The organism is Agrobacterium sp. 22117 (assembly GCF_052045735.1).
In the GTDB taxonomy this organism is placed as follows: Bacteria; Pseudomonadota; Alphaproteobacteria; order Rhizobiales; family Rhizobiaceae; genus Agrobacterium; species Agrobacterium cavarae.
The window spans coordinates 223,442-235,721 of sequence record NZ_JBQEPP010000001.1; the positions used below are offsets into that span (position 1 = coordinate 223,442).

Below are 12,280 nucleotides of genomic sequence, written 5' to 3' on the forward strand. Positions count from 1 at the left end.
CTGACCGGGGCGCTGCCTCGAAGGAGATCGAAATGTTCATTCAAACGGAATCCACGCCAAACCCGACGACCCTTAAGTTCCTGCCGGGCAGGGTGGTTCTGGAAAGCGGCACGGCGGAATTCTTGAGCGCTCAGCAGGCGCAATCTTCGCCGCTCGCAGCAACGCTGTTTGAAATTCCGGGTGTCACCGGCGTCTATTACGGCTTCGATTTCATCACCGTTACCAAGGACGGCGCCGAATGGCAGCACCTGAAGCCAGCGATCCTCGGTTCCATCATGGAGCACTTCATGTCCGGCCGCCCGCTGATGGGCACGGCGGTCCATGCCGAGATTTCCGACGAGGAAGAAGAGTTCTTCGAAGAGGGTGACGAGACGATCGTTGCGACCATCAAGGAACTTCTCGAAACCCGCGTCCGTCCAGCAGTGGCTCAGGATGGCGGCGACATCACCTTCCGTGGTTTTCGCGATGGCACGGTGTTCCTCAACATGAAGGGCGCATGCTCCGGCTGCCCATCTTCCACGGCAACCCTGAAGCACGGCGTGCAGAACCTGCTCCGTCACTTCGTGCCGGAAGTGCAAGAGGTCGAGGCTGTTTAATAAACGGCTGAGCCAATCGATCGATACTGAGGCGAGGCGCGTGACTGCGCCTCTACTCATAAGCGGCGTTGCCACGAGCCTCGCTCATCTCGCTCATGGCTTGCGCTTTGGACAGGCATAAGGTTCAGCTTTTCAAATGATCATTCTCTCCATCGATACATCCGGCGTGGATTGCTCTGCCTGTGTTTATGACAGTGAAAACGATACTGTTCTCGGCGAAGTGACGGAAAACATCGGCAAGGGCCATGCCGAATTGTTGATGGGCATTATCGATGGTGCGCTTTCCAAGGCTGGTCTGACGCTCAATGCCGTCGAGCGTCTCGCCGTCACGATCGGCCCCGGTTCTTTCACCGGCATTCGCGTGGGTGTGGCCGCCGCACGCGGCTTTGCCCTCTCGCTTGATGTCGAAGCGGTCGGCATTACAACGCTTGAGACGCTTGCCGCTCATCACCAGCGGCAGCAGCCCGGCCAGCCCGTCGCGGTCGGTCTCGATGCCAAGCGTGGCGAATGCTATCTCCAGATTTTCGCAGCCGATGGCGCGCCTCTGACAGAGGCCGCGCTGGTGTCTCTCGATGACGCCAGACAATCGCTTGTCGGCTTTGACGGCGCGATCATAGGCTCCGCCGCGCCGCTCTTTGCTGGTGCGGAGACGGGTTCGGGGCCGGATCATTTTCCGATCGAAACCGTCGCGCGCGTCGCGGCGACGAAACCCGCGCATCAGCCAAAGCCCGCACCGCTTTACCTGCGTGGCCCGGACGCCCGCCCGCAGTCGGGATTTGCGCTGGAGCGCCTGTCGCCCGCCTGAAAGCGCGACGTTTCGCCCGGTCGAAATCGATTCCGATTTGCCGGACAATGCTGTAGCCCTCTTGCATTCAAGGTGGATGATTCCCTGCAATGTTCGACGACTATCTGAGCTGGAAACCCTTTTTCGAAATTGTGCCGATGGCGCATGGTGACTGCGCCGATATCGCCGAGCTTCACACGTCCCGCTTTACTCAGGCGTGGAGTGAGGGCGAGTTTTCGAGCCTTCTGTCACAGAACACTGTCTTTGGCGCCGTCGCGCGTCAAACCAACGCCTTCTTCAGCCAGCCTCTCGGCGGCTTCGTATTATCGCGTGAGGCGGGCGGAGAAGCTGAAATTCTCACCGTTGCCGTCAGCGACAAATTTGCCGGTGCCGGGCTTGGCTGGCGCCTGATGCAGGCTGCCATGCGCGAAGCACTGATGCGCGGTGCCGAAACCATGTTTCTGGAAGTGGACGGTTCCAACGGTTCGGCTGTTCATCTCTACCGCAAGCTCGGCTTCAAGACGGTCGCAGAGCGCAAGGCCTATTACACGGCCAAGGATGGGACGAAATCCACAGCGCTTGTCATGCGCCGCGATCTTCGATAGTTCCGTAACAGTGAGACACTCTGCCACCAATATGGTGGACCAACGCAGAATCTGAAGGCCTGATTATCGTGGTAGACCTTTCGAAAACCCTCGAAGAAATATGTGCGGAGCGCGGCATGCGCATGACCGACCAGCGGCGTGTTATCGCCCGCGTTCTTCAGGAATCGGAAGACCATCCGGACGTGGAGGAGCTTTATCGTCGCTCATCGGCGGTCGATCCAAAGATTTCGATCTCCACCGTCTATCGCACCGTTAAGCTGTTTGAAGACGCGGGCATCATCGAGCGCCATGATTTTCGCGATGGCCGCTCTCGTTATGAGACCGTACCGGAAGAGCACCACGATCATCTCATCGACCTGAAGACTGGTGTCGTCATCGAATTTCGTTCCGCTGAGATCGAAGCGCTGCAGGAAAAGATTGCCCGCGAGCACGGCTTCAGGCTCGTTGATCATCGGCTTGAACTCTACGGCGTTCCGCTGAAACCAGAAGAGCGTTGAGGCAATTTTCCATGGCCACGGAGCAAGTGCGGCGATGACGTGGCTTCGGATCGCCTATGCGGTTTTCATTCTCTCCATCGTGACCCTTATGCTGTTGCCCGTGCAGCTCATCGGCCTCTGGCTCGATTTGCCGATCCGCCGCAGGGTGCCGCGCCTGTGGCACCGGGTGGCCTGTCGATCGATCGGTATCAGGGTTCATGTCCATGGCGGGCTGGAGAACGAACGGCCTCTGCTGCTGATTGCCAATCACGTCTCCTGGAAGGACATATTGGTGCTGGGCAGTGTTGCGGATGTCGCCTTCATCGCCAAGACCGAAGTGCGCGAATGGCCAATCTTCGGCAAGCTGGCGCGTTTGCAGAAAACCGTCTTCGTCACCCGTGAACAGAAACGCACGACAGGCGCGCAGGTCAACGAGATTGCCGATAGGCTGGCAGGCGGCGAGATCATCGTGCTCTTCCCCGAGGGCACGACCTCCGATGGCAATCGGCTTTTACCAATCAAGTCCTCGCTCTTCGGAGCAGCATCAAGTGCCGCCGACCAGGTTCCGAGCCAGCTCGTTCATGTCCAGCCCGTTGCGATCGCCTATACCGGCATTCAGGGCATGGCGATGGGGCGTTACCATAGACCGGTTGCCGCTTGGCCTGGAAGCATCGGCTTGCTGCCGTCATTGGTGGGGCTGGTGAAGGCCGGTGCAATCGAGGTTGACGTCACCTTTGGGGAAGCGATCCCCTTCCGCAAGGGTGATAATCGCAAGGCGCTGAGCATCGAAGCGACCACTGCACTTCGCACCATGTTGAATTTCAGCCTGCGTGGCGGCTGGCGAAAGTCTCGATAGCCTCTATTTCCGCATTTTTCTATTTAACTGGTGGCCGAAAATCATTAGATACGCGCCATGACCCAGGACACGCTTGGCCTCGACGCCACCCAGACCGCTATGGCTCATGGAGCCAACAGCCGCAAGGTCTTCATCAAGACCTACGGCTGTCAGATGAATGTCTACGATTCCTTGCGCATGAGCGATGCTCTGGCAAAGGATGGTTATGTTCAGACGGAGGATATGGGCGAGGCGGATCTCGTTCTGCTCAACACCTGTCACATCCGGGAAAAGGCGGCGGAAAAGGTCTATTCTGCGCTCGGTCGTCTGCGCGACATGAAGAAGCTGCGCGAGGAAGAGGGCCGCGAATTCGTCATTGGCGTCGCCGGTTGTGTGGCCCAGGCCGAAGGCGAAGAGATACTGCGCCGTGCGCCCGCCGTCGATGTCGTCATCGGCCCGCAGACCTATCACCGCCTGCCGCAGGCGCTGGCCCGCGTTCGCGATGGCGAGCGGGTGATCGAGACTGATTACGCAGTCGAAGACAAGTTCGAGCATCTGCCGGTAGCCGAAAAGGCAAAGCTGCGCTCGCGTGGCGTGACGGCCTTTCTTACTGTTCAGGAAGGCTGTGACAAGTTTTGCACCTTTTGCGTCGTGCCCTACACGCGCGGATCCGAAGTTTCCCGGCCCGTCAGCCAGATCCTCGACGAGGCGATGAAGCTCGTCGATGCCGGCGTGCGCGAGATCACGCTGCTTGGTCAGAATGTCAATGCCTGGCGCTCGACGGGTCCGAAGGGCGAAGAATGGGGGCTCGCGGAGCTTCTTTATCGCCTGGCCGAAATCCCTGGCCTCGCACGTCTCCGCTATACGACAAGCCATCCGCGCGACATGGATGATCGCCTGATCGAGGCGCATCGCGAGCTGCGCGCGCTGATGCCCTATCTGCATCTGCCGGTCCAAGCCGGCTCCGACCGCATTTTGAAAGCCATGAACCGCCGCCATACGGGCGAGGAATATTTGAGGCTTATCGAACGAATCCGTGACGCCCGCCCTGATATTGCCATGTCCGGGGATTTTATTGTCGGCTTCCCCGGCGAGACGGATCAGGACTTCGAAGACACGCTCGCAATCGTGGAAGCGGTGAAATACGCACAGGCCTTTTCGTTCAAATATTCGACGCGTCCAGGGACGCCCGGCGCCGATTTGACCGATCAGGTGCCGGAAGATGTCAAGGCCGAACGGCTGGAGAGACTGCAGGCGCTGCTGTTGAAACAGCAGAACGACTTTGCCCAGTCGCTGGTTGGAAAGACCATGGATGTGTTGCTGGAAAAGCCCGGTCGCATGCCCGGACAGCTGATTGGTCGTTCTCCTTGGCTGCAGTCTGTGAATCTTGATGCAAAGAAGATGAAAATCGGTGACATTATTCATGTACGAATCACCGCGACCGGTCCAAACAGCTTGTTTGCCGAGGTGGCATAGAGTTAGAGTTGGGAACCGGAACTGACCTCGGACAGGAGCCTGACCGCTTGAACGCACACGAATTGGTCTCACCATCATCGCGCCAGCCACGTTCACCCGCGACCGACGCCAATCACTTCGTCCTCACGTTCGAGAATAACAGAATAGCCGGAGAGCTATTCGGTCAGTTCGATCAAAACCTGAAATTGCTGGAGCAGAAGCTCAACATCGATGCCCGCCCACGCGGCAATTCGGTGGCGATCACCGGCGACATGGTTGCGACCAACCAGGCCCGCCGCGCTCTGGATTTCCTCTATCAGCGTCTGCTGAAGGGTGGCACAGCCGAACTTTCCGACGTCGAAGGCGCAATCCGCATGGCGGTCGCGGCAGATGACCAACTGACCCTGCCGACAATGGAGCGCAAAGCCAAGGTGTCGATGGCCCAGATTTCTACCCGCAAGAAGACCATTGCCGCCCGCACACCGACACAGGATGTCTATATGCGGGCGCTGGAACAGTCGGAACTCGTTTTCGGTGTCGGGCCAGCGGGTACCGGCAAGACCTATCTGGCAGTCGCCCATGCTGCCCAGCTTCTGGAGCGCGGTGCGGTGGATCGTATCGTTCTTTCTCGTCCCGCCGTCGAAGCGGGAGAGCGTCTGGGCTTCTTGCCCGGCGACATGAAGGAAAAGGTCGATCCCTATCTGCGTCCGCTCTATGATGCGCTTTACGACATGATGCCGGGCGACAAGGTGGAGCGTGCCATTCAGGCAGGCGTTATCGAGATTGCGCCACTCGCCTTTATGCGTGGCCGCACACTCGCAAACGCTGCCGTCATTCTCGACGAGGCGCAGAACACCACGACCATGCAGATGAAGATGTTCCTGACCCGCTTGGGCGAGAATGGCCGCATGATCGTGACGGGCGACCCCAGCCAGGTCGACCTTCCGCGTGGGGTGAAATCCGGTCTGGTCGAGGCCTTGCAGATCCTGGGCGACGTTGAAGGCGTTTCCGTGGTTCGCTTCAAGGACGTCGACGTCGTGCGTCACCCGATGGTGGCGCGTATCGTCAAGGCCTACGAATCCCACACGGCCGTGCCGGATGAGAGCCTTCCAAGACAAGGTTACTGAAGCCGAGACGATGACGGTTCTGGATATTCAAATCTCTGTCGAGGCCGATGACTGGTCCTCGGAGGAAGAGCTTTTGGCCTTCAGCACGAAAGTGCTGGAGGCCACTGTTTCCTATCTGAAAGACGAAGAGCAGCAGCCGTTCCCCGCCATGCCGGTGGAACTGTCGCTGGTTTTCACCGATGACGCTGCCATCAAGGAGATAAATGCGGAATGGCGTAATAAGGACAAGGCGACGAATGTCCTGTCTTTTCCGGCCTTTCCGCTGGAGCCGGGAGGCATGCCGGGTCCGATGCTGGGCGATATTGTCATTGCGCATGAAACTGTCATGCGCGAAGCTCTTGATCTCGAGAAGAGTTTCGAGGATCATTTGACCCATCTGCTGGTGCATGGATGTCTGCATCTTTTCGGTTATGACCATATGGAAACCGAAGAGGCGGAAGAAATGGAGGGGCTTGAGACTCGCATTTTGGCGACTCTTGGCCTATCTGATCCCTATGCGGGTCAGGACCCGCTTTGATCGAACTGTTTGGGACAATGAACGAACATTCTGCAAGACCGCCCCAAGAGGGCAAGGACGCCGGGGAACAATCCTCATCGGAGGAGGGCAGTAGTCCGTTACGACAGGACTATCAAGCAAAGCCCCGCTCGACCATCTGGTCGAGAATTTCCCGGATCTTGAAGCCATCGCAGGGCGAGCGCCTTCGTGAAGATCTGACCGACGCGCTGATGACCGATACGGATATCGGCGCCGCCTTCACGCCCGACGAGCGGGCGATGCTCAACAATATTCTCCGCTTCAGAGAAGTCACGGTCGAGGACATCATGATCCCTCGCGTCGATATTGACGGGCTCGATCAGGAGACCACGATTGGTGAAGCGATGATCCGCTTCGAGGCGACCGGACGCTCGCGCATGCCGGTCTATGACGAGACGCTCGACGATCCCAAGGGCATGATCCATATTCGCGACCTGTTGTCCTATGTGGGCAAGCAGGCGCGCAACAAGCGCAGAAGCGGTACACGCGCGCCGGCCAATGGCGAGGCGAAGGCGCCGCGCACACCGCGCTCGAATTTCGACCTCGCCCGCGTCGATCTCGAAACGACGCTGGCCGAAGCCGGAATCATCCGCAAGATCCTGTTTGCGCCGCCCTCCATGCTCGCATCCGATCTCTTGAAAACCATGCAGGCGCAGCGCACCCAGCTTGCGGTAATCATTGACGAATATGGCGGCACCGACGGGCTTGTGTCCCACGAGGACATCGTGGAGATGGTCATTGGCGACATCGACGATGAGCATGACAAGGACGAGGCGATGTTCGTTCGCGTGTCGTCCGACGTCCTCATCGCGGATGCGCGCATCGAACTGGCGGAACTTGCCCAGGCGATCGGTCCGGATTTCGATGTTCGAGAGCATGCCGAGGAGATCGACACGCTGGGCGGTCTCGTCTTCTTTGCGCTTGGCCGCATTCCGTCAAAGGGTGAGGTGGTCCGTGCGGTGCCGGGATTCGAATTCCAGATTCTCGATGCCGACAATCGCCGCATCAAGCGTGTCCGCATCCTTCGCGACGAGTCTTCCACGGGCGAGGATGACCAGGCGCCGGCACCCGTCGTCACCAGTGAGATGATCGCGCTTCCCGCCCCTCCCGACAGCACGGACAAGGCTGCCGTTTGATAGGCTTAAGTCCCGGGCGAAAGGGTCCGGGATTTCTTCGTTTCCAACAACCGATAGATGAGGCCGCTGCAATTGGCGGATTGCACAGACACGCCATCGCTGTCCTGTGGACGTTCTATTTTTTTTACAGTAAGTCGGAAGGGCATGCCGCATAACTATTCGGCGTTCGGCAGCCGAAACACGATCGGTGGTCTCTCCGACTGCGCGCGTTTCGATGGCAAGTCAGGTTCTGGTATCCGCTTTCCGGTTTTGCGTTGCTGAACGGTGCCCCTCAAGGAGATTGATACTGTATGGAGCGGCTCGCGGGCACGATCATGTTGAGCGGTGGCTTCAGCCGCGTTCTCATCGCATTTCTGGCCGGCGCTATCGGTGCGCTCGCGCTGCCGCCGATCGGGTTCTTCGCCAGCCTCTTCGTTTCCTTCACGCTTCTGGTCTGGTTGATCGATGGCACCACGGGAAGCCCCGATGGTGGCGTCGTGTCTCGCGCCTTCAGAGCGTTTCTGCTCGGCTGGATTTTCGGCTTTGGCTATTTCGTTGCGGGCCTCTGGTGGCTCGGAAATGCGCTGCTGCTGGAGGCTGATGAGTTTGCCTGGGCTCTGCCGCTGGCAATTCTGGGCCTGCCCGCTTTTCTCGCGCTTTTCTACGGTCTTGCCGTGATGCTGGCAAACAGCCTCTGGTCGGATGGCTGGGGCAGGCTTGCAGCCCTCTCTGCAGCCTTTGGACTGGTGGAATGGTTGCGCAGTTTCGTCGCCACCGGATTTCCCTGGAACGCGATCGGTTACGGGATGATGCCGGTTCCGTTGATGATGCAGAGCTCCAACCTGATCGGCATCTTCGGCATGTCGATGCTGGCGGTCTTCGTTTTTTCCAGCCCGGCGCTTTTTGGAACCCGCCGTGGCATGGTGCCGGGCCTGACGCTTGCTGTTCTGCTGCTGGCAGGCCATGTGGGATACGGATTTTATCGTCAGCATCGGCCGTTGCCGGAGCCAGCGGCGGATGCAATCACGGTGCGCATCGTGCAGCCCGGCATCGATCAGTCGCGCAAGATGCTGAATGCCGATCGTGCCGAGATATTCCAGGAGCATCTTCGCCTATCGGCCCTTCCGCCGACGCCAGGCAAGAAGCGGCCCGATATCATCGTCTGGCCGGAAACATCCGTTCCCTTCATTTTGACCCAGAATCCGGATGCGCTGGAAGAAATCGCCAAGACGCTGGAGGATGGTCAGATCTTGCTGACGGGGGCGGTGCGCATGGAGGATGCGGGGGCAGGGCATCCGCCGCGCTACTACAACTCAGTCTACGCCGTGGATGACCAGGGCCAGATTATTGGTGCGACCGACAAGGTGCATCTCGTGCCCTTCGGCGAGTATGTGCCTTTCGAAGACGTGCTGCGGCGTTTCGACATTGAGAATATCGTCAACCTGCCGGGAGGTTTCTCACCGGCGGCAAGCCGGACACCCATCATTCTTCCATCCGGCAAGAAGCTCTACTCCTTCATTTGCTATGAGATCATCTTCCCCGATGAAGTGCCGGCCGATATCTCCTCGTCGGAGGCGATCCTGAATGTCACCAATGATGGCTGGTTCGGCGACACACCCGGCCCCTATCAGCACTTCCAGCAGGCACGTGTGCGCGCTGTGGAAACTGGCTTGCCAGTGATTCGAGCAGCCAACACTGGCATTTCCGCCATCATTGATCCGTTAGGTGGCATTGAGGCTGGTCTTGACTATGGTCAAAAGGGTATAATCGACGCTACTCTAAGTAGTAAGGCAGGCGACGTCCTGAGCAGCGATGCCCGTAAAACGAACTTTTGGTTGTTGTTTATAACAATGTTGATCGTGGCGCTGTTTTCTAGGTATGGTTTAGTCAGCCGCAAGAATTGACCGAAAACCCCTGAAATTGCATAGTGAGATTGTAGGGTTGTACAACGCAAGTGATATGAAGGACTGTTGCACTGATCCGACCTCTACGGTTTTGCGTTAATGTGTAACAATCACCGACAACAGGATGTCAGGACTAACATATGACCGAAAATAAGAAGAAGCCGAACCCAATCGACATTCATGTCGGAAGCCGCATCCGGCTGCGCCGCACCATGCTGGGCATGAGCCAGGAAAAGCTGGGTGAAAGCCTTGGAATTACCTTCCAGCAGATCCAGAAATATGAAAAGGGCACCAACCGCGTTGGCGCCAGCCGTCTTCAGAACATCTCCGCCATTCTGAACGTTCCGGTTTCCTTCTTCTTCGAAGATGCGCCGGGCGCCGAGCCAGCCTCCGCTTCCGGCTCTGCCGAAGCGTCGAGCTCCAATTACGTCGTGGATTTTCTCTCCTCGTCGGAGGGACTGCAGCTCAACCGCGCCTTCGTCAAGATCAACGATCCCAAGGTCCGCCGCCGTATCGTTGACTTGGTAAAGGCGCTGGCTGCGGAAGGCGACGCCGAGTAGACGACCGAAAATCGGTCGAATACCCACTTGAACGGCCTTTCGGGGCCGTTTTTTGTTGCGCGCTTGCAGAAATGAAATTCCGATATAAAGATATATTTATGTCGTTCTGTCCTTGTTTTTTCCGATGAAATGAATAACAAACGCACAGACCTGTTCTTTGAGGGGAATCCCGCATGCGCGCCAACTACCTGTTCACCAGCGAATCCGTTGCTGAAGGTCATCCTGACAAGGTTTGCGACCGAATTTCCGATGAAATCGTCGATCTGATTTATCGTGAAGCGTCCAAGACCGGCGTCGACCCATGGACCGTCCGCATCGCTTGCGAAACGCTCGCAACCACCAACCGCGTGATCATTGCTGGCGAAGTGCGCGTTCCTGATACGCTGCTGAAAAAGGACAAGGACGGCAATGTCCTTAAGGATGCCGCTGGCCATCCGGTGATCAACCCATCCAAGTTCAAGTCCGCGGCGCGCAAGGCCATCCGCGACATCGGCTACGAGCAGGACGGCTTCCACTGGAAGACCGCAAAGATCGACGTGCTCTTGCACCCGCAGTCGGCCGATATCGCACAGGGCGTCGATAACGCCTCTGACAAGCAGGGCGACGAAGGGGCAGGTGACCAGGGCATCATGTTCGGTTACGCCTGCAAGGAAACGCCGGACCTGATGCCGGCGCCGATCTACTATTCTCACCGCATTCTTCAGCTGCTTGCCAATGCTCGCAAGAGCGGCGAAGGCGAAGCCGCCAAGCTCGGCCCCGATGCCAAGAGCCAGGTGACCGTTCGCTATGTTGATGGCAAGGCGTCTGAGGCCGTTTCCATCGTGCTGTCCACCCAGCATCTGGACGCAAGCTGGGATTCCAAGAAGGTTCGCGCGGTCGTCGAACCTTACATCCGCGAAGCGCTTGGCGACCTGAAGATTGCCGATGATTGCAAGTGGTACATCAACCCGACGGGCAAGTTCGTGATCGGCGGTCCTGATGGCGATGCCGGCCTGACCGGCCGCAAGATCATCGTCGACACCTATGGTGGTGCAGCTCCGCACGGCGGTGGCGCATTCTCCGGTAAGGACACCACGAAGGTGGACCGTTCCGCAGCTTACGCCGCTCGCTATCTGGCAAAGAACGTGGTTGCCGCAGGTCTTGCCGACCGTTGCACCATCCAGCTGTCCTACGCCATCGGCGTTGCACAGCCGCTGTCGGTCTATGTCGATCTGCATCAGACGGGCAAGGTCAGCGAAGACGAAGTGGAAGCCGCGATCCGCAAGGTCATGGACCTGTCGCCATCGGGCATCCGTCGTCACCTCGACCTCAACAAGCCGATCTATGCCAAGACTGCATCCTACGGCCATTTCGGCCGTAAGGCCGGCCGCGACGGATCCTTCTCCTGGGAGAAGATCGATCTCGTCAAGCCGCTGAAGGACGCGCTGAAGGCCGCTTAAGGTCATCGGCTCGAAACATAGCCCTCTCCTCCACTCCGGTCTTGCCATGGGCGACCGTTTGGGGGATAGGGTCTGAAAACATGAAACCCGCGCAATACCGATGAAACGGTAAGGTGCGGGTTCATCTATTTTGCTTGAGAGAGTTCACGATGACGGAAGAGCGGCGTTCACGATCGACGGAAGCGTTCTATGGCAGGCGCAAGGGCAAGCCTTTGCGCAACCAGCAGGTGGAAAGCATCGAGAGCCTTTTGCCGCTGTTGAAAGTCGATCTTGAAACACCGGCGCCGAAGCCCCTCGCCGCACTTTTCCCGGCCGACGTCAAATCCATCCGCCTGGAAATCGGTTTTGGCGGTGGCGAACATCTGGTTCATCGTGCCGCCGAAAATCCATCGACGGGCTTCATCGGCGTGGAGCCCTTCGTCAATTCCATGGCGAAGCTTCTTGGCGCCGTCAAAGAGCGCGAGTTGATGAATATTCGCCTCTACGACGACGACGCGACGCAATTGCTGGACTGGCTTCCCGATGAATGCATCGATCACATCGATCTGCTTTATCCGGACCCCTGGCCGAAGAAGAAGCATTGGAAGCGCCGCTTCGTGTCGGACGTCAATCTTGCCCGCTTTCACCGCGTGCTGAAGCCGGGCGGCAAGTTCTGCTTTGCTTCCGATATTGATACCTACATCAACTGGACGCTGCAGCACTGCGCCCGCCATGGCAGCTTCAAGTGGATGGCCAAGACGTCGGCCGACTGGCTGACGCCCTATGACAACTGGCCGGGGACCCGCTACGAGAACAAGGCCAAACGCGAGGGGCGGAACTCCGCCTATCTCACCTTCCTCAAAGTCTGAC

General features: G+C 58.3%; 13 protein-coding genes. All 13 read left to right on the forward strand.

Features of this window, described 5'->3' with window-relative positions; genetic code table 11:
• Window positions 1-32 precede the first annotated feature (32 nt).
• The 13 genes from ACTJKV_RS01075 (at window position 33) to trmB (ending at window position 12,279) form a co-directional block, all read left to right on the forward strand.
• Window positions 33-596, forward strand: a complete 564-nt coding sequence (locus ACTJKV_RS01075; RefSeq protein ID WP_440598387.1) for a NifU family protein — start codon at window positions 33-35, stop codon at window positions 594-596.
• Window positions 597-732: 136 nt separating this feature from the next.
• Complete coding sequence (gene tsaB / locus ACTJKV_RS01080; protein ID WP_440598388.1) at window positions 733-1,401, forward strand: tRNA (adenosine(37)-N6)-threonylcarbamoyltransferase complex dimerization subunit type 1 TsaB; 669 nt, start codon at window positions 733-735, stop codon at window positions 1,399-1,401.
• Between the two features lie 89 nt (window positions 1,402-1,490).
• Window positions 1,491-1,985, forward strand: coding sequence for a GNAT family N-acetyltransferase (locus ACTJKV_RS01085; RefSeq protein WP_440598389.1), 495 nt, complete (start codon window positions 1,491-1,493; stop codon window positions 1,983-1,985).
• Between the two features lie 68 nt (window positions 1,986-2,053).
• Window positions 2,054-2,482, forward strand: coding sequence for a Fur family transcriptional regulator (locus ACTJKV_RS01090; protein WP_062443002.1), 429 nt, complete (start codon window positions 2,054-2,056; stop codon window positions 2,480-2,482).
• A gap of 34 nt (window positions 2,483-2,516) precedes the next feature.
• Window positions 2,517-3,317: a lysophospholipid acyltransferase family protein gene (locus ACTJKV_RS01095; RefSeq protein WP_440598390.1), complete on the forward strand. Its 801-nt coding sequence runs from the start codon at window positions 2,517-2,519 to the stop codon at window positions 3,315-3,317.
• Window positions 3,318-3,374: 57 nt separating this feature from the next.
• Entirely contained in the window at window positions 3,375-4,772 is a 1,398-nt protein-coding gene (miaB, locus tag ACTJKV_RS01100; RefSeq protein ID WP_440598391.1) for a tRNA (N6-isopentenyl adenosine(37)-C2)-methylthiotransferase MiaB, read from the forward strand.
• A 47-nt stretch (window positions 4,773-4,819) separates the two neighbouring features.
• Window positions 4,820-5,878, forward strand: coding sequence for a PhoH family protein (locus ACTJKV_RS01105; RefSeq protein WP_062427103.1), 1,059 nt, complete (start codon window positions 4,820-4,822; stop codon window positions 5,876-5,878).
• A gap of 10 nt (window positions 5,879-5,888) precedes the next feature.
• Window positions 5,889-6,395, forward strand: coding sequence for an rRNA maturation RNase YbeY (ybeY, locus tag ACTJKV_RS01110; RefSeq protein WP_062442992.1), 507 nt, complete (start codon window positions 5,889-5,891; stop codon window positions 6,393-6,395).
• Between the two features lie 17 nt (window positions 6,396-6,412).
• Complete coding sequence (locus ACTJKV_RS01115) at window positions 6,413-7,549, forward strand: hemolysin family protein (protein ID WP_440598392.1); 1,137 nt, start codon at window positions 6,413-6,415, stop codon at window positions 7,547-7,549.
• Window positions 7,550-7,839: 290 nt separating this feature from the next.
• A complete protein-coding gene (gene lnt, locus ACTJKV_RS01120) occupies window positions 7,840-9,432 on the forward strand; it encodes an apolipoprotein N-acyltransferase (protein WP_440598393.1) in 1,593 nt (530 codons plus the stop codon).
• Between the two features lie 140 nt (window positions 9,433-9,572).
• Complete coding sequence (locus ACTJKV_RS01125) at window positions 9,573-9,992, forward strand: helix-turn-helix domain-containing protein (RefSeq protein ID WP_062427100.1); 420 nt, start codon at window positions 9,573-9,575, stop codon at window positions 9,990-9,992.
• Window positions 9,993-10,165: 173 nt separating this feature from the next.
• On the forward strand, window positions 10,166-11,431 hold the full coding sequence (gene metK / locus ACTJKV_RS01130; protein ID WP_062427099.1) for a methionine adenosyltransferase: 1,266 nt from the start codon (window positions 10,166-10,168) through the stop codon (window positions 11,429-11,431).
• A 149-nt stretch (window positions 11,432-11,580) separates the two neighbouring features.
• A complete protein-coding gene (gene trmB, locus ACTJKV_RS01135) occupies window positions 11,581-12,279 on the forward strand; it encodes a tRNA (guanosine(46)-N7)-methyltransferase TrmB (RefSeq protein ID WP_440598394.1) in 699 nt (232 codons plus the stop codon).
• Window position 12,280: the final 1 nt, after the last annotated feature.